General features: G+C 65.7%; 14 protein-coding genes, 2 tRNA genes and 1 pseudogene. 11 read left to right on the top strand and 6 right to left on the bottom strand.

What is annotated here, in order from left to right; all coding sequences use genetic code 11:
• The first annotated feature begins 16 nt into the window (after positions 1-16).
• Together DX923_RS13675 and DX923_RS13670 are read left to right on the top strand one after the other, a co-directional pair.
• Positions 17-1,750 carry an ABC transporter ATP-binding protein gene (locus DX923_RS13675; protein ID WP_205413050.1) on the top strand — a complete coding sequence of 578 codons (1,734 nt, stop codon included), beginning with the start codon at positions 17-19 and terminating at the stop codon, positions 1,748-1,750.
• A 50-nt stretch (positions 1,751-1,800) separates the two neighbouring features.
• Positions 1,801-3,768, top strand: a complete 1,968-nt coding sequence (locus DX923_RS13670; RefSeq protein WP_116116346.1) for an ABC transporter ATP-binding protein — start codon at positions 1,801-1,803, stop codon at positions 3,766-3,768.
• Between the two features lie 50 nt (positions 3,769-3,818).
• Here DX923_RS13670 and DX923_RS13665 read toward each other — a convergent pair whose 3' ends face one another.
• Positions 3,819-6,899: a (Fe-S)-binding protein gene (locus DX923_RS13665; RefSeq protein WP_116115669.1), complete on the bottom strand. Its 3,081-nt coding sequence runs from the start codon at positions 6,897-6,899 to the stop codon at positions 3,819-3,821.
• Positions 6,900-7,196: 297 nt separating this feature from the next.
• Here DX923_RS13665 and cysK point away from each other — a divergent pair, with 297 nt between their 5' ends.
• The 3 genes from cysK (at position 7,197) to nudC (ending at position 9,842) form a co-directional block, all read left to right on the top strand.
• Positions 7,197-8,123, top strand: a complete 927-nt coding sequence (gene cysK, locus DX923_RS13660) for a cysteine synthase A (RefSeq protein WP_116115668.1) — start codon at positions 7,197-7,199, stop codon at positions 8,121-8,123.
• 43 nt (positions 8,124-8,166) lie between these two features.
• Positions 8,167-8,787, top strand: a complete 621-nt coding sequence (gene epsC, locus DX923_RS13655; RefSeq protein WP_205413049.1) for a serine O-acetyltransferase EpsC — start codon at positions 8,167-8,169, stop codon at positions 8,785-8,787.
• 113 nt (positions 8,788-8,900) lie between these two features.
• Positions 8,901-9,842 (top strand): NAD(+) diphosphatase, encoded by a 942-nt coding sequence (nudC, locus tag DX923_RS13650; RefSeq protein WP_116115667.1) that lies wholly within the window; start codon positions 8,901-8,903, stop codon positions 9,840-9,842.
• A 68-nt stretch (positions 9,843-9,910) separates the two neighbouring features.
• Here the strand turns inward: nudC and DX923_RS16490 are convergent, their stop codons facing one another.
• Complete coding sequence (locus tag DX923_RS16490; protein ID WP_205413048.1) at positions 9,911-10,387, bottom strand: hypothetical protein; 477 nt, start codon at positions 10,385-10,387, stop codon at positions 9,911-9,913.
• A gap of 305 nt (positions 10,388-10,692) precedes the next feature.
• Between DX923_RS16490 and DX923_RS17200 the strand changes: the two are divergent.
• Both DX923_RS17200 and DX923_RS13640 read left to right on the top strand, forming a co-directional pair.
• Positions 10,693-10,737, top strand: a pseudogene (locus tag DX923_RS17200) (hypothetical protein); the annotation flags it as partial.
• 192 nt (positions 10,738-10,929) lie between these two features.
• Positions 10,930-11,865, top strand: coding sequence for a hypothetical protein (locus DX923_RS13640; protein ID WP_240322643.1), 936 nt, complete (start codon positions 10,930-10,932; stop codon positions 11,863-11,865).
• Between the two features lie 65 nt (positions 11,866-11,930).
• On the opposite strand, the gene DX923_RS13635 is transcribed toward DX923_RS13640, so the two are convergent.
• The 3 genes from DX923_RS13635 to DX923_RS13625 form a co-directional block, all read right to left on the bottom strand.
• A tRNA-Ser gene (locus tag DX923_RS13635) sits at positions 11,931-12,020 on the bottom strand.
• A gap of 41 nt (positions 12,021-12,061) precedes the next feature.
• Positions 12,062-12,979 carry a hypothetical protein gene (locus DX923_RS13630; protein ID WP_116115665.1) on the bottom strand — a complete coding sequence of 306 codons (918 nt, stop codon included), beginning with the start codon at positions 12,977-12,979 and terminating at the stop codon, positions 12,062-12,064.
• Positions 12,976-13,215 carry a metal-sensitive transcriptional regulator gene (locus DX923_RS13625; protein ID WP_162873132.1) on the bottom strand — a complete coding sequence of 80 codons (240 nt, stop codon included), beginning with the start codon at positions 13,213-13,215 and terminating at the stop codon, positions 12,976-12,978. Before DX923_RS13625 ends, DX923_RS13630 begins: the two co-directional genes overlap by 4 nt.
• Before the next feature lie 276 nt (positions 13,216-13,491).
• On the opposite strand from DX923_RS13625, the gene DX923_RS13620 reads away from it, so the two are divergent.
• From DX923_RS13620 to DX923_RS13605, 4 genes are all read left to right on the top strand, one after another.
• The gene (locus DX923_RS13620; RefSeq protein WP_116115663.1) at positions 13,492-14,511 is read left to right on the top strand and encodes a LacI family DNA-binding transcriptional regulator; all 1,020 of its coding nucleotides are present in this window, start codon (positions 13,492-13,494) and stop codon (positions 14,509-14,511) included.
• Positions 14,512-14,855: 344 nt separating this feature from the next.
• Positions 14,856-15,059, top strand: coding sequence for a cold-shock protein (locus DX923_RS13615; RefSeq protein ID WP_006503297.1), 204 nt, complete (start codon positions 14,856-14,858; stop codon positions 15,057-15,059).
• A 202-nt stretch (positions 15,060-15,261) separates the two neighbouring features.
• Positions 15,262-15,355 (top strand) — tRNA-Ser (locus DX923_RS13610).
• A gap of 260 nt (positions 15,356-15,615) precedes the next feature.
• On the top strand, positions 15,616-16,032 hold the full coding sequence (locus tag DX923_RS13605; protein WP_116115662.1) for a hypothetical protein: 417 nt from the start codon (positions 15,616-15,618) through the stop codon (positions 16,030-16,032).
• Positions 16,033-16,051: 19 nt separating this feature from the next.
• Here the strand turns inward: DX923_RS13605 and DX923_RS13600 are convergent, their stop codons facing one another.
• Positions 16,052-17,596, bottom strand: coding sequence for a sensor histidine kinase (locus tag DX923_RS13600; RefSeq protein ID WP_240322642.1), 1,545 nt, complete (start codon positions 17,594-17,596; stop codon positions 16,052-16,054).
• Positions 17,597-17,616 lie beyond the last annotated feature (20 nt).

The raw sequence follows: 17,616 nt of genomic DNA, 5'->3' as shown, positions 1-17,616 counted from the left end.
GACACGAAGGACCTCTGTGCTCACCAGTGTGCTCACGAAATCTCTGCGCCCTTACCGCGGATACCTGGCCGCCGTGGTCGTGCTGCAACTCGTCGGCACCATCGCCTCGCTCTTCCTGCCCAGCCTCAACGCCGACATCATCGACCACGGCGTGGCCAAAGGCGACACCGGCCACATCTGGCGAGTCGCCGTCGTCATGCTCGGCGCGTGCCTCGTCCAGGTGGCCTGCCAGATCGGCGCGGTCTGGAATGGTGCGCACGCCGCGATGGGAATGGGACGTGACCTGCGTGCCCTCATCTTCTCCCGGGTGATGTCCTTCAGCTCTCAGGAGGTCGAACGGTTCGGCGCGCACTCGCTGATCACCCGAACCACCAATGACGTCCAACAGCTGCAACAGCTGGTCGTGATGGGATGCGTCATCCTCGTCGGCGCGCCGATCATGATGGTCGGCGGCATCGTCATGGCCCTGCAGGAGGACGCCGGCCTGTCCTGGCTGGTCGCCGTCGCTGTGCCGGCACTCACCCTGGCGATCCTGCTCGTGGTGCGGCGGATGATCCCCCTGTTCCGTTCCATGCAGAACCACGTCGACACTGTGAACCGTGTTCTGCGTGAACAGATCACCGGGGTCAGAGTCGTTCGGGCCTTCGTCCGGGAGGACCACGAACGGGAACGCTTCGCCCAGGCCAACGACGAGCTCACCGCTGCGGGCTCAGGCGTGGGACGACTGATGGCCCTGCTCTTCCCCATCGTCCTCGTGATCGTCAACCTGTCGACGACTGCGGTGATCTGGTTCGGCGGGCACCGGGTCGACACCGGTGACATGCAGGTCGGATCCTTGTTCGCCTACATGGCCTACCTCGTCCAGATCCTCATGTCGGTGATGATGGCGACGATGGTCGCCACGATGGTTCCTCGGGCATCGGTCTCCGCCGACCGGATCAGCGAGGTACTCGACACGTCCACGAGCGTCGTCGCACCCGCACAACCGATCAGGCCCGCCGAATGTGCAGGACTCGTCGAACTGGACGATGTCGAGTTCACCTACCCCGGGGCAGACGCCCCGGTGCTGCGCCGCATCACGTTCACCGCTCGCCCGGGCACTACCACGGCCGTGGTCGGTTCCACCGGCGCCGGGAAGACCACGCTGATCAACCTGCTTCCCAGGCTGTTCGACGTCACCGGTGGACAGGTGCGGGTCGACGGCGTCGACGTGCGGGCACTCGACCCCGACGACCTGTGGGGCCGGGTCGCGGTCGTTCCACAGCGGCCGTATCTCTTTTCCGGGACAGTGGCTGACAACCTGCGCTACGGCAACCCCGACGCCACGGACGACGAACTGTGGGAAGCACTCCGGATCGCCCAGGCCGAGGATTTCGTCAGACGGCTGGACGGCGAGCTCGACGCCGCCGTAGCCCAAGGAGGCACCAATGTCTCCGGCGGCCAGCGGCAGCGGCTGTGCATCGCGCGCGCACTCGTCGCCCGACCACGGATCTACCTTTTCGACGACAGCTTCTCCGCCCTGGACCTGACCACGGACGCCAAGCTTCGAGCAGCGCTGACCCCGACGACCCGCCGATCCACGGTGATCATCGTCGCGCAACGGGTCTCGACCATCATCGGCGCCGACCAGATCGTGGTGCTCGACGCCGGACAGATCGTCGGACTGGGACGACACCACGACCTACTCGACTCCTGCCCGACCTATGCGGAGATCGTCCGCTCCCAGCTGAGCGCGGAGGATGCGGCGTGAACGCAGACCGGCCCCCCACAGGCACACAGCGGAATCCCACCGGGGCGAGGATGGCCGCCACGGAGCGGCCGCAGCGAGGACATGGAGTGATGGGCGGGGCCCCCGCGCAGAAGTCCTTGGATTTCCGTCGTTCAGGAATACGGCTGCTCGGCCTGCTGCAGCCGATGCGCGCGCAGGTGTTGCTCGCGGTCGGGTTGACCGTCGCGGGGGTGGCCTTGTCGGTGCTGGGTCCGAAGGTGTTGGGCCGGGCCACCGATCTGATCTTCGCCGGTGTCGTCGGGCGTCAGATGCCGTCGGGGGTGACCAAGGAGCAGGTGGTGGCCCGGTTGCGGGCCGACGGCCAGGGCACGTTCGCCGACATGGTGACGGCGATGGACCTCGTGCCCGGTCAGGGGATCGACTTCGGCGCGGTCGGCGGTGTCCTGTCGGTGGTCCTGGCGTTGTACGCCGTGTCGGCGCTGCTGATGTGGGTGTCCGGGCTGCTCGTCAACCAGGTCTCCATGGTGACGATGCGCCGGCTGCGCGGTGATGTCGAGGACAAGTTGCACGCGCTGCCGTTGAGCTATTTCGATGCCCAGCCTCGTGGGGAGCTGCTGTCCCGGGTTACGAATGACATCGACAATCTGGGGACGAGCCTGCAACAGTCCTTCGGGCAGCTGTTGAATTCGCTGGTCACCGTGCTGGGCATCGTGGTGATGATGCTCTATGTCTCTCCGCTGTTGACCTTGATCGCGGTGGTGTCGATTCCGATCTCGGTGCTGGTCACAATGGTGATCGGGAAACGCAGTCAGAAGCAGTTCATCGCGCAGTGGGCCGAGACGGGGCATCTGAACGGGACGATCGAGGAAGCCTTCACCGGACATGAGTTGGTGACCGTTTTCGGGCGTCGCCGCGAGGTGGTGGCCCGGATGCAGGAGACCAACGACCGTTTGCACGATGCCGCATTCGGGGCCCAGTTCATCAGTGGTCTGATGATGCCGGTGATGTTTCTGGTGGGGAACCTGTCCTTCGTGTTGGTCGCGGTGGTCGGCGGGTTGCGGGTTGCCGGTGGGCAGTTGAGTCTGGGCGATGTCCAGGCCTTCATCCAGTACAGCCGCCAGTTCACCCAACCGCTCACTCAGGTGGCTTCGATGGCCAATCTGTTGCAGAGCGGTGTCGCTTCGGCTGAGCGGGTCTTCGAGCTGCTCGACGCTCCGGAGCAGGTCCCGGAGGTGTCGTCGGCGGTACAGGGAAGTGCGACGCGGGGCCGGATCGTCTTCGAGGAGGTCTCGTTCTCCTACCGGGCCGGTACTCCGCTGATCCATGACCTGTCCTTGACGGTGGATCCCGGTCAGACCGTCGCCATCGTCGGGCCGACCGGTGCCGGGAAGACGACCCTGGTCAACCTGATCATGCGTTTCTACGAGTTGGACAGCGGTCGGATCACCTTGGACGGTACGGATATCGCGGCGATGCCACGACGGGAGCTGCGGGAACGTATCGGCATGGTGTTGCAGGACACCTGGCTGTTCCAGGGCACGATCCGGGAGAACATCGCCTACGGGCGCCCTGGGGCGACCGACGAGCAGATCTACGCCGCAGCGGAAGCCACCTACGTGGATCGTTTCGTGGCGCATCTGCCCGAGGGCTATGACACGGTCCTCGACGACGAAGGGGCGAATATCAGCGCGGGCGAGAAACAGCTCATCACCATCGCCCGGGCTTTTCTCTCGGGGCCGAGCTTGCTGATTCTCGACGAGGCGACCAGTTCGGTCGATACCCGTACGGAGCTGCTTTTACAGCAGGCCATGACGGCCTTACGGGCAGAGAGGACCAGTTTTGTTATCGCGCACCGTCTTTCGACCATTCGGGATGCTGATCTGATTCTGGTCATGGAGGACGGCGCGATCGTGGAGCAGGGAGACCACCAGTCTTTGCTCGCTGCCGAAGGCGCCTATACGCGGCTGTACCGCAGCCAGTTCGCGGCAGCGATCACCGAAGAGGGGACACCGCAGGCCGGAACAGCTCCGCCGGCGTAGAAGCCTCGGAGCTGACCGGCAGCGATCACCGGGCAGCTCCGAGGCGCGGGTCACTCTCCGCGTAGGACGGCGAGCGCTTCGGAAGCGGGCATACTGCGCCGGTCGCCGAGCCTCTCCTGTACTTTGCGCCAAGCGGCGCTGTCCGCAGCCGGTACCGGCTCGGTGGCAGGCGGTGTCGGGGTTTTCGGTTCCGGGGTTTCCGGCTTCACGTCGCCCGCAGCCTCCGAAGGTGTGGCCGGTGCCGCAGCAGGGGCGCGACCGAGCAGGCTGAGCGCTTCGGAAGCGGGCATGCTGCGCCGGTCGCCGAGCTTCTCCCGGAGCACAGCCCACGTCTCTGACGAAACCGGTGGTGCGGCTGCGGGCGGTAGCGAAGGAGCCTCCGCAGGTGCAGGTGCAGGTGCAGGTGCAGGTGCGGGTGCAGGTGTAGGTGCGGAGGCCGACTCCGTTTCAGCCGCCGTGCCGCCGCCCATCAGGGCGAGGGCTTCAGCCGCTGACATCTTCCCCTTGGGCATGGACGCAGGCTTTTCCGGCGGCGGAGCCGTGGCACCGGTGGGGGCGGGCTTCTCCGTCGGCTTGGCCTGTTCGACGGGCTTGGCTTCCTCGACAGGCTTGTCCTGCTTGGCGGCAGGTTGAGCTGCCACGCCGCCGCCCATCAGGGCGAGGGCTTCGGCGGCCGACATCTTCCCCTTGGGAGCACTCGCCGCCGGGCGGTCGACGGTGTCCGGGGCGTCTCCGACCGGAGCTTGAGCGGCTTCTTCCTCGGTATGTTCCACCGCGGTGCGGGGACCGGGGGAGACAGCGGTGTCCTCGTCCGGGCTCTTCGTGGTCGAGGAGGTTTCCGGCGTGGCCGGGGCGGGTGTCCGCACTGCGGCGAGCAGCATCTGAGCGATGTCGACGACCTCGACCTCGTCCGCAGCAGCTCCGGATTCTTTCTGGCTGTTCAGCCCGTCGGACAACATGACCCGGCAGAAAGGACAACCGATGGCGATCCGTTCGGCGCCGGTGGCCACAGCTTCGGCCGTGCGGTTCTCGTTGATGCGTGAGCCGAGCTGTTCTTCCATCCACATGCGTGCGCCGCCTGCCCCGCAGCAGAAGGATTTCTCCTTGGAGCGGGCCATCTCTTTGTAGTCGACGCCGGGGAGCGCGCCGAGCAGCTCGCGGGGTGGGGCGTAGACGTGGTTGTGGCGTCCCAGGTAGCAGGGGTCGTGATAGGTGACGCTGCGTCCGGTGGAGGCGACGTCGGAGGTGTTCGCGGCGCCGGGGCGGGCGACCGGGACGAGTTTTTTGTCGCGGACGAGCCGGTTCAGCAGTTGGGTGTGGTGGATCACTTCGTAGTCGCCGCCGAGGGAAGGGTATTCGTTGCGCAGCGTGTTGAAGCAGTGCGCGCAGGTGACGACGATCCGGGTGGCCTTGGCCTCATCGAGCACGTCGATGTTCTGCGCGGCGAGCATCTGGAAGAGGATCTCGTTGCCGGCGCGGCGGGCGGAGTCGCCGGTGCAGCTCTCGCCGTTGCCGAGAACGGCGAAGCGGATGCCTGCGGTGTGGAGGAGTTCGGCGACGGCGCGGGTGGTCTTCTTGGCGCGGTCTTCGTAGGCGCCGGCGCAGCCGACCCAGAAGAGGTAGTCGACCTCGGTGAGGTCTTCGACGTCCTGGCCGATGATCGGGACGTCGAAGGGGAGCCCCTTCGCCCAGTCGAGGCGGGCCGTGGGCGACATCCCCCAGGGGTTGCCTTTGCCTTCCATGTTTTTGAACAGGCCGCTGAGCTCGCCGGGGAAGGCGGATTCGATCAGCACTTGGTGGCGACGCATGTCGACGATGGAGTCGACGTGTTCGATGTCGACGGGGCACTGTTCCACGCAGGCGCCGCAGCTGGTGCAGGACCAGAGGACGTCGTTGTCGATGATGGCGTCGGGGCCCAGTGCGTCATAGGCCCCTGCGGGGTGGTCGGCTTCGTATCCGGTGGTGCCGACGAGGGGGATCTCGGCGAGTCGTTTGAGGTGTTTTGGCTGTTCGCGGCGTTCGTCCTCGGTGGCCATGACCCAGGGGGCTTTCGCATGGGCGTGGTCGCGCAGGGTCATGACGAGCAGCTTGGGGGAGAGCGGCTTCTCGGTGTTCCAGGCGGGACATTGGCTTTGGCAGCGGCCGCATTCGGTGCACGTCGTGAAATCCATCAGGGATTTCCAGGAGAAGTCTTCTGCTTTTCCGACGCCGAGGCGGGGCTCATGGCCCTCGCCTTCGGACTGGTCTGATTCTTCGTCGCCCATCGCTTCGATGTCCTCAAGGGTCATCGGTTTTCCGGCGGGGGTAAGCATGGGGCGGACATCACCTAGCGCCGTGCGTCCACTGGCTTCACGTTTGAACCAGATGTTGAAGAAAGCAAGGAATCGGTGCCAGGCGACGCCCATGGTGGGTTGCAGCGAGATGGTGATCATCCAGGCGAAGGAGATCAGGATCTTCAACATCGCGAAGATGTAGACGGCTTCGTACACCATCGGGAGTGGTAGATGGCCCCATATGCCGGCCATCCAACCGGTGAGAGGGAAATGCAGGACGAGTGATTCTTCGGGGTGGGTGAGCTGCACCATGCGGGCTTCGAGGGTGCGCAGCAGCAGGATGCAGATCGTGACGCCGAGGATGGTCGCTTCGACGTAGTAGGCCTGCCACCAGGAAGATCCGAAGAACCGGCTGCGTCGTCCACGGCTGTCCTGATAGCGACGGGGGTGGTTCTTCTGTCGGATGACGCTAAGGGTGACAATGCCGATGAGGCCGCCCCAGCTGAACAACTCGATGAGCCATTCGAAGGGTGGGAAGTGGCCCACGATCGGCAGCCTGAATTCTGGCCAGATGAGCTGGAAGAAGGCGTTGACGAGTGTGGAGAAGAGCAGGAAGAAGCTCAGCGCGGTGAACCAGTGCGCGATGGAGACGACCGGGAGACGGGACATTCTGGTGTGGCCGAAGAATTCTTTGGCCACTGTCCATGTGCGATATGCGGGCCGGTCGGTGCGGAGGGGGTCTGCCGTCCCCATGCGAAAGACCTTGCTGAATCGCCAGGCCTGTCGGAACAGAAGTATCCACCCGATGGTGGGAACGACGAGACAGAGAATGATCGCCGTGGCTTGCAGCGCTGACATGCGGCGATCATACGAAGCGAGTGGCTTCTCATCGGGTGGATGAATTGTGACCTCCCTCTCGGGGGTCTGTTTCGGTCCCCGAACGGGACGGAGATGGGTGTTCTTCGGTGTCGACGCCGGTGTCGGTGCCTTGCTGGGTCGCGATCCGGGGTCGGTGGGGGCGTGCTTCGGGGTGCCGATTCATCCCCTGAGACGACATCTATAAGTTTTTGTTGGAATATCCATAACGGATCTAGGGTTGATGGTGGTGTACCGACGAGCCGACGCTCGCCTCCGACGACCTGAGTGAGTAACGACATGCCTGTGTACGACGATGTGACCGCCATCGTGGGGCGCACACCCCTCGTCCGTATCAACCGCATCATCGGCAGCGAGGCCACTGTGCTCGCAAAAGCCGAATTCGCTAATCCCGCAGGGTCGGTCAAGGACCGCATCGCGATCGCGATCGTCGATGCCGCCGAAGCCGGTGGCGACCTCCGACCGGGCGGCACCATCGTCGAGGCCACCAGCGGCAACACCGGTATCGCCCTCGCGATGGTCGGGGCAGCCCGCGGCTACCGGGTCGTGCTCACCATGCCCGACACCATGAGCAAGGAGCGTCGCGCACTGCTACGCGCTTTCGGGGCGGAGCTCGAGCTCACACCCGGCTCGTCCGGCATGAAGGGGGCCGTCGACCGGGCTCACGAGATCGCCGCCGGTGACAACGCCATTCTGGCCAGCCAGTTCGCGAACCCGGCGAACCCCGCTGCCCACCAAGAGACCACCGGCCCCGAGATCTGGTCCGACACCGAGGGAGATGTCGACATCCTGGTCGCGGGTGTCGGCACCGGCGGCACGGTCTCCGGCGCCGGCCGTTACCTCAAGTCGCAGAACCCCGACCTGCGGGTGATCGCTGTCGAACCAGCTGAATCACCGATTCTTTCCGGCGGCCAGCCCGGCCCGCACAAGATCCAGGGGATGGGCGCCAACTTCGTGCCCGACAACTTCGACCGTGAGGTCGTCGACGAGGTTCTCACCGTCGACGCCTCGACCGCGGTCGCCTGGGCGCGTCAAGCCGCCACTCGCGAGGGCCTGCTCATCGGGATCTCCGCCGGAGCGAACCTGGCTGCTGCTGCTCAGGTAGCAGCCCGGCCGGAGAACGCGGGGAAGACGATCGTCACCGTCCTGTGCGACACCGGTGAGCGCTACCTGTCGACGATCCTTTTCGAAGGTCTCACCGATTGACCCCTCGGGGGTTCGCCCCCGGATTCCGAAACGGAGGCATGTCATGAGTGTCACCTGGCCCGTTCGGGTTCCCGGTGTCCTGGCACGAGCGAAGGCCTCGGTGCTGGAGGACCTGGAAGCAGCTGTGGCCAGGGACCCGGCAGCGACCGGGCGTGTTCAGATGGCCCTGGTCAGCCCGGGGCTCCACGCCGTGTGGGGGCATCGGATCGCTCATCGGATGTGGCAGCACGATCGTGGACGGCTTCCGGCCAGGCTGCTCTCCCAGTGGACCCGTGCCCGTACCGGTATCGAGATCCACCCTGGGGCCAGCATCGGTCGGCGTTTCTTCATCGATCACGGAATGGGGGTCGTCATCGGGGAGACCGCGCAGATCGGTGACGACGTGATGATGTACCACGCCGTGACTCTCGGGGGGCGGACCCTGGCCAAGGGGAAACGTCATCCGACTGTCGGTGACAACGTGACTCTCGGGGCGGGGGCTCGGGTCCTCGGGCCGGTCTTCGTCGGTGATGGTGCTCAGATCGGAGCGAATTCGGTCGTGGTCAAAGATGTTCCACCGAATCACGTCGCCACGGGGGTGCCTGCTCGGTATCGGCAGCGTGAACTCACCTCTGCGGAGGATCCGTACGAGGCGATGTTCACCGAGCCGGAGCTGTGGATCTGAGTCCGGGTTCCGCCGGGGTTCTTCTGCGACGACCGGTCGGTGTCTCCTCCTGTTCAGGAGGACGGGAGGACGGACTCGGTGTCACGTCAGGTGCGTGCGTTTAGCCTGGCGGGGTGAATGGTCCGTCGACGCATCCGTTTCCGGTTCCCGTCCGTCCGCTGTGGATGCAGTATGCGCAGTGGCCCCGACGGGGAGAGCAACGTCTCGATGCCGGCCTGGTGTCCCGGCTGCTGGACGACCCGGAGACCTTGGTCTGTGATCTGGCGGGTCAGTCGGCCTGTGTGGAGGAGGACAGCGGTGCCCTGCGCTGGCGTTCGCCGAGCCGGGACGACCGAGAATCCCGCGAGGAGATGATCTGGCTGGGCGGAGAGCCCGGCCGGCTGGCCCGCTGCCGAGCTGCGACCGGCACGGGGGTGTGGCGTCCTTGGCGTGAAGCGATGGCCGGGCTGGGCCAGGTCGATGCGGAGGCGGTGTCGATCGCGCTGGCTCTGGGTCGCTGGCATCGGCTGAACCCCTTCTGCCCGGCCTGCGCGGGTGGCACCGAGCGGGTGGCTGCGGGGTGGATGCGTTCCTGCCCGGGGTGTGGGGCCGAGTATTACCCGCGGACTGATCCGGTGGTGATCATGGCGGTGCTCGACGCGGACGACCGGATCTGCCTGGTGCGGGGGCACCGTTGGTCCTCAGCGGTCGGGATGTCTTGCCCGGCGGGTTTCGTCGATGCGGCGGAGTCCTTGGAGGACGCGGTGATCCGGGAGGTCGACGAGGAGCTGGGACTGACGGTGGTCTCGGTGGCCTATGCGGGGAGTCAGCCCTGGCCTGCGGTGTCGCAGCTGATGGTGGCGATGGTGGCCCGGGTCGAGGACCCTGAGCTGACCATCGATCCGGCGGAGGTCGTGGCCGCGCGTTGGTTCAGCAGGGCGGAGCTTCTCGAGGCGTTACGTGCGGGAGAGGTGACGTTGCCGGTGTCCTTCGCTGCTGGGCGTTGGCTGGTCGAGGGCTGGCTCGGCGAGCGGGTTCCTGACGAGTTCTCCACGGTGTACAGCAGGCTGGACTGACCTGTGCGCGGGCCGGACGGTGGGTGGCACCGTCCGGCCCGTGTGTTCTCGGGATTTTTCGTGTGTGGTCATTCCGGCTTGCGGTAGTAGGGGTCGGGCATGGCCGGGTTGCCCTCCTGACGGGCTTGTGCCCTGCTGGCGCGGGTCTCCCCGTAGGACTCGGTGGACCACGGGGCGTCGGTGTTCACCTGGCGTCCGGGTGGTGTCGACAGGTGATCGGTGCCGGGCGTCCGGTCGGGTGCGTCTTCGCGGGCAGGGTCGTTGCCGAGGTCGGAGATCTTTTCCTTGGCGGACTCCGCCATACCGGTGAGTGTGGCTGCGACCTCGGGGGCTTTCTCCTTGGCCTTGTCGACGACAACGGCTCCGGCCGAGGCCGCGGCGTCGGTGGCGAGGTGCTGGGCCTGTTCGACCTTTTCCTGGACCCTGGCGTCGTTCCACAGGGCGTCGGCTTGGGACATGATGTGTTCGTACTGGCTGCGGCCAGCTCGTGCACCTAGCAGATATCCGACACCGAGTCCGGCGATGAACATCAGTCGTCCACGCATGTGAGCGTCCCCTTTCGTGGTGAAACTACTTGCGGCGCAGTGTCGCCGATCTGTCTTGAATCTACGCGACCGGTGGCGGGGGAAGCCGTGGAAAGTAAAGCTGGTATACCCGAATTCGATGTTCGACGAGGGACATGGCAGGCTTCAGACGCTTAAGTTCAACCGGGGGAGCGTCGGTGACCGGGGTGGGAAACCTACGGAGACGCGAGCTGTGACCTCGGTTGATATCACAGACAGGATGCTGGCGGCTAGGCTACGACGCTGATCAGTCAAGTCTGATATGCCGGTGACGAGGGAAGGTGACCATGGCCCGCTACTGCCCCGAGTGCGGCGCTGAGCTTCCGGCGAGTGCGCGCTTCTGTGTCTCGTGTGGCAGCCCTGCCAAGGCCAAGCACGATGCAGGACCAGACGCACCCGCTGGAGCGAAGCCTGCATCGCAGGATCAATCAACGGCGGCGATGCCTTCGGTGCCTGGGGGAGCTTCGCCGCAGCGCACCTCGGCGATGCCCGCTGCTAGCGGGTCGACCGCGATGATGCCTCCCGTGTCGGAGGGCCCAGGTGCGGGGGCTCCGCCTCCGCGTCGTCCGCGTTCGGACACGATGGCCGACCAGTTCTCGGCCTGGCCGGACGACATCGACGACCAGCCGTCGCCGTGGGGTGGGCCGCAGGGCGGCCCCGGAGCGACGGCTCAGATGGGTGCGGCCCGTACGGCTCAGGCGCCTTTTGCTCCTGGTATCGGGGGCCAGGGCATCCCTCAGGGGGGACATCCTGGGGGATATCCCGCTCAGGGGCGTGGCGGACTGGAAGAACAGATGTACGGGGACGGCCAGCCTTCGTACGGGGAAGGCGGTGGCAAGAAGCGCGGGGTCCCGCTGGTCCCGGTCGTTCTGGTCATTGCGGTTCTGCTGATCGGTGCGGTGATCTTCGCGTTGACGTCGATGGGGGGCTCGAGCAAATCGGCCAAGCCGACGGCGAAGGCTCCGGTGGTGACGACGACGAAGGCTTCGTCGTCCACGACCACGTCGACGGCCAGTGACCCGGCGAGCCGCGCTCAGGCTGCGCGTAGCGCGGTGGGATCGGTACTGGACGCAGGCCGTGGCTCGCGGTTGACCCTGGTCCAGGGCATCGACGCCTATTGCAGCAAGGGCGACAAGGAGGGCGGCAAGCGTCAGATGGACGACGCCCTGAAGGGTCGCTTGGCGCAGTTGGCGAAATTGGACGAGTTGGGGGACGCCCCGTTCAAGGACATCCCGGAGGGGTCGCGGGCGCGTGATCAGCTCAAGGCGGCTCTGCAGGCGTCAGCCGACGCCGACCAGATCTACATGCACATGGCCACTGCGGGCACGGTCTGCCAGGGAAGCAGTGAGCTGACGCAGGCCAACTCGAAGGCTTCGTCGGCGAAGGAGACCTTCTTGAGCTCCTGGAATCCGCTGATGTCCTCCTCGAAGCTTCCCGGGCTGAAGGCCGAGGACATCTGACCTGTCCCAGGGCGACGACATGCCGAAGGGGCCCGCATCATCGCGATGCGGGCCCCTTCGGCATGTGGCGGAGGGCGTGGGATTCGAACCCACGAGACGGTTGCCCGCCTAGCGGTTTTCAAGACCGCCGCACTAGTCCACTATGCGAGCCCTCCGTGCTGGGTGGTGTACCGCAGCAGAAGCCAGTGTAAGGCCCTCAGGGCTTGGCTCGGTCTCCGGCTGCTCCTGAGGGTGTTGTACACCGCCCTGAAGGTAATTTGCCGAGGTGTTCGCGCATCGTTCCGGTCAGGATGTCCAGGTCGGTGGCAGCTTGTTCGTAACCGCCGGGAGAGAGCGCGATCATGGCGATGGCGGTGCGGGTGCCGTCCGGTCGGGCGATGACGCCGATCTGGCGGGCTACGTACTGCTGGTCGACGGCTGGGCCCCATCCGCCCTTGTACGCCTCCGCGTGGATGGATCCTAGGCCCCAGCGCTGATCGGCTGCGATGGTGTGCATCTGGGTGTAGGTGGCGGCTGCCTCGGGTCGGCAGGGCAGGGTCGCGGTGTAGCGCGCGCTGTCGTTCAGCTGCCAGTTCGTCTGCCCGTAGGGGGTATAGGGCGGGCGAACTTCTTGATGCTGCACGGAGGTGCGGGTATCGCCTCCGCGTTGGAGCTCGGCGCGGACGGCGGTGGCGGCTTCTTCTCCGCCGCCCAGGCTCGCCCAGAGTCGGGCGGCGGCTTCGTTGTCCGACTGGGAGATGGCGAGCCGGGAGGCCTCCTGGTGCGCGCTTCCGGCAGCGACGCTCATCGGGACCTTGATGGTGGACCAGGCCGGTCCGGTGCGAATGGCTCCCCAGAGTGCTGGCTCGCCCCGTCCACCGACCGGGAGAACGGCCAGACCAGATCTTTCGGAGAGATTGCCGGGGAGCTTCTCCAGTGCGGCGACGAGCTCAGGGGGCAGAGCGTGCCCGGCTGTCGTGGAACTTCCGGGGGTGCTGGGGCGGGCGGTGGTGGAGGGCTCGCCGGTGGATCGTCCTGGGCCGGGGGTGCACGCGCTCAGGGTGAGGGCGAACACCCCGGCGAGTGCGCAGAGGGTGACGGGACGGCGGCGAGGCTGCGGTCGGGTCGAGGTCACGCCAGTGAGAGGAAGATCTTCTCGAGGCGTTTGGCGTCGAGGCTTTCTTCGTCGCCGGCGTCGATGCAGCGACGCAGAGTGGTCGCGATGATGCTGTACGCGGCACGGTCAACGGCTTTGCTGACGGCGGCGAGCTGGGTGACGACGTCTTCGCATTCGCGACCGTCCTCGATCATTGCCAGGACTCCGCCGAGCTGACCTTGGGCTCGGCGGAGACGGTTGACCACGGGGCCCATGTCATCGGGATCGAGCGAGACCACAGGTGCCTCCTTCGCAGGTGAGAGCCGGTCTGGTTGATCGGCGGGGTGACCTTCCGGTCGGTGCCGGACGATCCTTCATGATACCGGTGGGGGTATCTGGAGCGGACCGAGCCCAAGGGTTTCTGCCGACGACGGGGGAGCTCGGTCGGGGCCGGCAAGAAGGGCAGGCCGGGGGAGCTCGCGGAGTTTGCGTGCTTTTGTCCAAGGGGGGTGGGAGTGGAACGCCGAGAGCGCTTGCGCAAGGATGGGGTCATGGCGGGTGTCACCATGACCATGGTCGCGCGTGACGCGGGGGTGTCCGTGAGCACTGTTTCGCACGTCGTGAACGGCACAAGACCGGTGAATCCGGAGACACGGAGTCTGGTGCTCGACACGATGCAGCGGCTGGGCTTCGAACATCGCCCGGTCGCAGGATCCCTGGCAGCCGGAGCGACGATGACGATCGGGCTGGCTGCCGCCATGTCCTCGAACCCTGCGCTGCGTGAGCTGGCGGACGGCGTGGAGGAGGAGGCCTCCAGGCGCGGCGTGCAGATGGTGTTGGTCGACACCCATGACGATGCCGAGCACGAGAGCAAGGTGGTCGCCCGTCTCTTGGCGCATCACGTCGACGGCTTGCTCATCGCGCCTTCCGGCGGGTGGGAGGACGGCACCTTGAAGCTGCTGCGTGACCGTTCGGTGCCCTTCGTGGTCGTCGACCGTCTGCAGGACATGCGTGTCGATCAAGTGGGGGTGGAGAACGAGTCGGCGTCCTGCGCGCTGGTCGAGCACCTCATCCAGCGCGGCCACCGGCGAGTCGCCTATGTGGGAGGTCGTCCCGAGCTGGCCACCTACCGGGAGAGACTCGCCGGATATGTGGAAGCGCATCGGCGCCGCGGGCTGCCTTTGTCCTCCGAGCTGGTGGTCGAGGAGTGCCCGGGCGAGGAGCAGGTACGTCGGTCCGTGTCTGCGCTTCTGGCGGAACCGGATCCGCCGACAGCGCTTTTCGTGGCCGGTTATTCGGCCACCGTGGGCTCGTTGCGAGCGGCTCGTGCGGCGGGCATCACGGTCCCTGGAGATCTGGCCATGGCCTGCTTCGACGAAGTGCCCTGGTCCGGTGCAGCTGAACCCGCGATGACGACGGTGGCGCAGCCCTGGTTCGCGATCGGTGCACGTGCGGTGCAGATGCTGGTGCGGCGGATGAACAATCCGGACGTACCGGCGCAGACGTTACGCTTGGCGGGGGAGATCATCCACCGACGTAGTTGCGGCTGTGAGGGGACCAAACGCGCATGATTCGACACGCCCGACAAGGGTGTGTCGAAGAAATCTCATAAATTTTTCATGGCCTTACCTCAGGGGTCTGACCTGCCTATATGACGTATCCAGTCGGGCATTTCGGATGCCTATCTCAAGAATGTCATAAACTGTCATGCTGCTCTGTTATGTCGAAGCTGCCGCGTGCTACGGTGAGCCTGGTTGCACAGCAGTTCCTCGCAGGTGATTCCGGATCCGGCCACTCACGGTGAGTTTTCGGAAAGTACGGGCATGTCCCGCGTTTGTCGGGGGTAATGCCGCAGCCAGGTTCGACACGAAGTGTGTCGAACCGATGGCCTCAAAGATAGAGAGTTGTATTTCGCATGGCTCAGGGCACCGTTAAGTGGTTCAACGCCGAAAAGGGCTTCGGTTTCATTGCTCAGGACGGCGGCGGCCCCGACGTCTTCGTGCACTACACCGCGATCCAGACCAGTGGCTACCGGTCGCTGGACGAGGCTCAGCGTGTCGAGTTCGAGGTGACGCAGGGCCCCAAGGGTCCGCAGGCTGACGACGTCCGTCCCCTCTGATCGTCGCTGACGACAAGCTTCGAGGAAGGCCCCCCGAGATCTGGTATCTCGGGGGGCCTTCCTCGTATTCCGCGCGATTCGGGCGCCTCGATGCGTCTGGGGGAGAACTTGGTCGAGGAATCTCGTGTCTCGCTTTGTCTTGGGTCCCCTTGAGCGGGTAGCCTGTCCGAAGCTTGCTACAACGAATCGTTGTAGAAGTCGTGGAGGCGTCGCCTAGTCCGGTCTATGGCGCCCGCCTGCTAAGCGGGTTTGGGGGTTAAACCCCATCGAGGGTTCAAATCCCTCCGCCTCCGCCACGCGAAGAGGGTCCGACACCATCAGGTGTCGGACCCTCTTCGCGTACATGCGCGTCTCCGTCTTTCCTTCCGGCGCGCCTGAGCCTCCGCTGGGCGTGAGTGCCTCCCGGTCGGCAGTACCAGGGAAACCGCTCAAGTCGTGACCCCTGAAATGGAAGACAAAGGGCATATACCGGCTAATAGCCTGAATCACATTGGCGGACCGATGAACTGGTGTCGGGTGGCAGCTTTCCTGGCGCCGATAAGGCGGGGGACATGTGATGACACACCGCGAAGACCGACTCTGTGCAGGGCCTGTCGCCGCCTTCGGCTTCTGGGTGATGCTGATCTGGTGGTCGGTGCTCTTCCAACCGGTTCCCGCCGCAGTCCACCACTCGCACAGCTTCCTGATGCTCTCCGCCGTCGTGCTGAGCCTCGCTTTCGTCCTCGCCCTGGCCGGCGGCCTACTGAGATCCTCCGAGATCTGCCTACGGTGCGCGCGTCGCGGTACCTACCTCTGCATAGGAGCCGCTGGAGCCTTGCTCGCCGTCCGTCTGCACCTGCTGGCTTTTGCCCACGCGAGCGGCATCAGCATCCTCCTGCTCCTGGGCTGCCTGATCATCCTGGCCTTCTACATCCTCTTCCCGACCTGGCTGGTCCGGCACTTCATCGCTGCGCCCGGCGAAGGAGCCTTCTGACCGGTCGAGCGCCGACACCTCAGCCCGCTACCGGTTCGCCGTCGCCACCGGACGGAGCAGACCTCAACATGGGCAGCCGCACGGTGAACACCGTCCGCCCCGGCACGCTGTCCACCCCCACCTCGCCGCGATGCGCGGAGACCACCGCCTGCACGATCGACAGCCCCAACCCGGTCGAAGCCGGTCCGCTGCTCTCCTGGCTCCCGGTAACCCGGGTACGGGCCTCATCGCCGCGGGTGAACCGGGAGAAAACCCGAGGCAACAGCTCCTCAGGGATGCCGGGGCCGTCATCGGACACCGTGATCACCGCCCACGCCGCAGGGCCCTCCCCACACTCGGCGGGCTCGGCAGGAACCTCCCGGACACGTGCCGTCACCGTAGTGCCCTCAGGAGTATGTACTCGGGCATTGGCCAACAGATTCACCACCACCTGGGTGATCCGCGCCCGATCGCCGACCGTCTCCACCGCGGACTCGGGCAGATCCAACTGCCACCGATGCCCAGGACCGGCGGCGCGAGCATCACTCACCGCGTCGATCACCAGAACAGTCAGATCCACCTCCTCCGCAGCCAACGGGCGACCAGCATCCAATCTGGCCAGCAGCAGGAGATCCTCGACCAGATTCGCCATCCGCGCCGACTCCGAATCGATCCGGCTCAAGGCATGTCGCACCCCCTCGGGGACCGGATCGGTCTCCCGACGGGACAACTCGGCATAACCACGGATGGAGGCCAGCGGGGTCCGCAGCTCATGGCTGGCATCAGCCACGAAACGCCGCAGACGCATCTCACTCTCATGGCGGGCCTGCAAAGAACGGTCGACATGGTCGAGCATCTCGTTGATAGCCGCGCCCACCTGCCCCACCTCGGTACGGGTATCGGTGTCCTGCAAAGCGACCCGTTCGGGGATCTCCACGGCCCCGGTGGACAGCGGCGTGCGGGACACCCGCCCCGCCACGGCAGCAACGCGTTCCAGCGCAGCCAGATTGGCTCGGATCAGCCATGTCGCTCCGCCGGCGAGCAAGACCAACCCGATCAGCCCGGCCACCGCATTGGTGTAGAGGATGCTCTCCAGCGGGTCCTCCATCCGACGCATCGGCAACCCCGCGATGACGGTGCTACGTCCAGTCTCCTGACGGACAAGCCGATAATCGCCGAGCTCAGACCCCAGATACACGGTGCGAGGACGCTCGTCGAGACCAGCAGTGAGCAGCGTACGGGTGAGCTTCTCGGTCTTCTCCACCCGCGCACCCCGCTTGGTGTACGCCGCGAACTGGCGGACCGAACCATTCCGGATCTCCAGCAGAAGGAAATCACCACCGATGCCCCGGCCGGGATCGTCCTGATCGGCAGGCGGGAGATTCCGGCCGCGATACTGATCCACAGCCCGTCCGATGGACTGCCCGACCTGTTCGTCGAGCTGCCGGGTCAAGGACTTCCGGGCCACCGCGAAGCTCGTCAGCCCGATCACGATGGTCACGATCACGAACAAGGAGACGATCGACAGGACGAGTTTCCGACGCAAGGACATACCTCCCAGCATCGCCTGCTTTGCCCGTCCCATACGTCAAGGACAGCCGACCC

The sequence above is a fragment of the Austwickia chelonae genome, from assembly GCF_003391095.1.
Taxonomy (GTDB): Bacteria; Actinomycetota; Actinomycetes; order Actinomycetales; family Dermatophilaceae; genus Austwickia; species Austwickia chelonae_A.
Note: the sequence above shows the minus strand (reverse complement) of the source record. Positions and strands in the feature narration are given on the sequence as shown.

Excerpts from the sequence above, each read along its gene's own strand:
- DX923_RS13670 (WP_116116346.1), top strand. The coding sequence starts at position 1,801 with ATGGCCGCCACGGAGCGGCCGCAGCGAGGACATGGAGTGATGGGCGGG.
- DX923_RS13665 (WP_116115669.1), bottom strand. The coding sequence starts at position 6,899 with ATGTCAGCGCTGCAAGCCACGGCGATCATTCTCTGTCTCGTCGTTCCC.
- cysK (WP_116115668.1), top strand. The coding sequence starts at position 7,197 with ATGCCTGTGTACGACGATGTGACCGCCATCGTGGGGCGCACACCCCTC.
- epsC (WP_205413049.1), top strand. The coding sequence starts at position 8,167 with ATGAGTGTCACCTGGCCCGTTCGGGTTCCCGGTGTCCTGGCACGAGCG.
- DX923_RS16490 (WP_205413048.1), bottom strand. The coding sequence starts at position 10,387 with ATGCGTGGACGACTGATGTTCATCGCCGGACTCGGTGTCGGATATCTG.
- DX923_RS13625 (WP_162873132.1), bottom strand. The coding sequence starts at position 13,215 with ATGGGCCCCGTGGTCAACCGTCTCCGCCGAGCCCAAGGTCAGCTCGGC.
- DX923_RS13620 (WP_116115663.1), top strand. The coding sequence starts at position 13,492 with ATGGCGGGTGTCACCATGACCATGGTCGCGCGTGACGCGGGGGTGTCC.
- DX923_RS13615 (WP_006503297.1), top strand. The coding sequence starts at position 14,856 with ATGGCTCAGGGCACCGTTAAGTGGTTCAACGCCGAAAAGGGCTTCGGT.
- DX923_RS13605 (WP_116115662.1), top strand. The coding sequence starts at position 15,616 with ATGACACACCGCGAAGACCGACTCTGTGCAGGGCCTGTCGCCGCCTTC.
- DX923_RS13600 (WP_240322642.1), bottom strand. The coding sequence starts at position 17,596 with ATGGGACGGGCAAAGCAGGCGATGCTGGGAGGTATGTCCTTGCGTCGG.